The organism is Microvirga tunisiensis, from assembly GCF_009296175.1.
Taxonomy (GTDB): Bacteria; Pseudomonadota; Alphaproteobacteria; order Rhizobiales; family Beijerinckiaceae; genus Microvirga; species Microvirga tunisiensis.
In genome coordinates, this window is the sequence record NZ_VOSK01000819.1 from 1 (window position 1) to 1,122 (window position 1,122).

The following is a 1,122-nucleotide window of genomic DNA, read 5'->3' on the forward strand; positions in this document are numbered from 1 at the left end:
CATGGAAACGAGGGCCGCAGTCGCGTGGGAGGCTGGCAAGCCGCTCACCATCGAGACCATCCGCATCGACGGCCCGAAGGCGGGTGAGGTGCTCGTGGAGGTGATGGCGACGGGCGTCTGCCACACGGATGCCTACACCCTGTCGGGTCTCGATTCCGAGGGCAAGTTCCCGGCGATCCTGGGCCATGAGGGCGCCGGCATCGTGCGCGAGGTCGGCCCCGGCGTCACGACGCTGAAAGTCGGCGATCACGTGATCCCGCTGTACACGCCCGAGTGCCGCAACTGCAAATCCTGCCTGTCGCGCCGCACCAATCTCTGCACCGCGATCCGCTCCACGCAAGGCCAGGGTGTCATGCCCGACGGCACCAGCCGCTTCCGCTGCGACGGCGAGACCGTGTTCCACTACATGGGCTGCTCGACCTTCGCGAACTTCACCGTGCTGCCGGAGATCGCGCTCGCCAAGGTGCGCGAGGACGCGCCCTTCGACAAGATCTGCTACATCGGCTGCGGCGTCACCACGGGCATCGGCGCGGTGATCTACACGGCGAAGGTGTGGCCCGGCGCGAACGTGGTGGTGTTCGGCCTCGGCGGCATCGGGCTCAACGTGATCCAGGGCGCGCGCATGGTGGGTGCCGACAAGATCATCGGCGTCGACATCAACCCGGCCAAGGTCGAGATGGCGAAGAAATTCGGCATGACCGACTTCATCAACCCCAACGAGGTCGGCACCGACAAGGTGGTGCAGGCCATCGTCGATCTCACCGGCGGCGGGGCGGATTTCTCGTTCGACGCCACGGGCAACGTGAACGTGATGCGTCAGGCGCTCGAATGCTGCCATCGCGGCTGGGGCGAGAGCATCATCATCGGGGTGGCGGAAGCCGGCAAGGAGATCGCCACCCGTCCGTTCCAGCTCGTCACCGGCCGCGTCTGGAAGGGCACGGCGTTTGGCGGGGCGCGCGGCCGCACGGACGTGCCGAAGATCGTCGACTGGTACATGGAGGGCAAGATCAACATCGACGATCTGATCACCCACACGATGCCGCTCGAGGAGATCAACACCGCCTTCGACCTCATGCACGAAGGCAAGTCGATCCGCTCGGTCATCGTCTACTGATCAGGAGA

The 1,122-nt window shown here is 65.7% G+C and carries 1 protein-coding gene; it reads left to right on the plus strand.

What is annotated here, in order from left to right; genetic code table 11:
* The first annotated feature begins 1 nt into the window (after position 1).
* Complete coding sequence (locus FS320_RS43855) at positions 2–1,114, plus strand: S-(hydroxymethyl)glutathione dehydrogenase/class III alcohol dehydrogenase (RefSeq protein WP_152718713.1); 1,113 nt, start codon at positions 2–4, stop codon at positions 1,112–1,114.
* Positions 1,115–1,122 lie beyond the last annotated feature (8 nt).

Bases quoted from the DNA above. Each gene is read 5' to 3' on its own strand.
- FS320_RS43855 (WP_152718713.1), top strand. From the start codon at position 2: ATGGAAACGAGGGCCGCAGTCGCGTGGGAGGCTGGCAAGCCGCTCACC.